This window comes from Labrenzia sp. PO1, from assembly GCF_012273635.1.
GTDB classification, from domain to species: domain Bacteria; phylum Pseudomonadota; class Alphaproteobacteria; order Rhizobiales; family Stappiaceae; genus Roseibium; species Roseibium algicola.
The window spans coordinates 1-1,363 of sequence record NZ_JAAXCR010000014.1; the positions used below are offsets into that span (position 1 = coordinate 1).

A 1,363-nucleotide genomic window follows, 5' to 3' on the forward strand; every position below is an offset into this window, starting at 1 on the left:
GCCGTTGATGGGGAAGACGGCCCCGCTCCCGAAGTGACCGTATGCTGGTCCCGTTTGTAAGAGGAGCATCGCTAATGACCCCAACCACCGTGGGCCTTGATCTGGCCAAGAACGTCTTTCACGTCCATGTTGCTGATGCATCTGGCAGGCCGATTGAGAGCAGAAGGCTGAAGCGCCGAGAGCTTGTGCCGTTTTTCAAGGCTTTGTCGCCTTGCCTGATCGGCATTGAAGCTTGTGCGACTGCGCACAACTGGGCTCGCCAGCTATCGGAGATTGGCCATGACGTGCGCCTTATCCCTCCAGGCTATGTCAAACCCTTCGTGCGACGCGGCGCGAAGAATGACGCCACTGATGCGGCCGCAATTTGTGAAGCAGTGACCCGTCCCAACATGCGCTTTGTCCCGATCAAGTCTCGCGAAGATCAGGCGTTTCTGATGCTGCATAGAGCCCGAGGCCTTTTGGTCCGGCAACGAACCATGGCCGCGTGTGCGTTCCGGGCGCACTTGGCCGAGTACGGCATCATAATCGCGCAGGGTAGACACCGGGTTGAATTACTCATCGAAAATCTGGACGAGATACGGGAGGACTTGCCCCATGATGCCTGCTTTGCCTTGGATGCTCTCATCGGTCAACTGGACACACTGAACCGACAGATCGACGGGATCGATGTCCGGCTGGCTGAGATTCACAAGACAAATGTAATCTGCCGCTTGCTTGCGACCATACCGGGGATAGGGCCGATTACCGCGACTGCGTTTGCCGCCACAATTCCAGATCCGTCCGCCTTCAGATCAGGGCGAGAGTTCGCCGCCTGGCTCGGCCTGACGCCACGCCAAAACTCGTCAGGTGGGAAGCACAGGCTTGGAGGCATCACCAAACAAGGTGATCGGTATCTCCGTCATTTGCTGGTCTTAGGGGCTCGAACCGTGGTGCGGTATCCCAAAGCTCGTTCCCGTGTAGATGGTCCATGGATTGAGGCCTTGTTAGAACGGCGTCGGCCTATGGTTGTTGCCGTGGCGGTGGCTAACAAACTCGCTCGGACTATTTGGGCGATGCTGTCTACCGGAGAGGTGTTCCGGAGCGCGTAACCCTGAAAATCGAACAAACTGCGACATGAAGAGATGGCACAAGTGCAATGACTAAGTGATGGCAAATCGGCAGAGCTGAGGATCGAGAAAGCCCGGAGAGCTTTAAGCGCGCCATAGCGCGTCCCGTTGATGAGGCCTCGATCCGCGGACACCATCAGGGCCAGCAGTCATGTATGGGCTGCACGAACAGGCCGAATACATGAACGCACCCGCCGATGAAGATCACGTTCAAAACACTTGCGCCCGCGGGGCCGTCTATACATGAAGCTCTCGAC

Annotated in this window: 1 protein-coding gene; it reads left to right on the forward strand. The window is 57.3% G+C overall.

What is annotated here, in order from left to right:
- The first annotated feature begins 74 nt into the window (after positions 1–74).
- Positions 75–1,088 (forward strand): IS110 family transposase, encoded by a 1,014-nt coding sequence (locus tag HCG46_RS28365; protein ID WP_168688160.1) that lies wholly within the window; start codon positions 75–77, stop codon positions 1,086–1,088.
- The last annotated feature ends 275 nt before the right edge of the window (positions 1,089–1,363 follow it).

Coding starts and splice junctions, on each gene's coding strand:
- HCG46_RS28365 (WP_168688160.1), top strand. CDS start 75: ATGACCCCAACCACCGTGGGCCTTGATCTGGCCAAGAACGTCTTTCAC.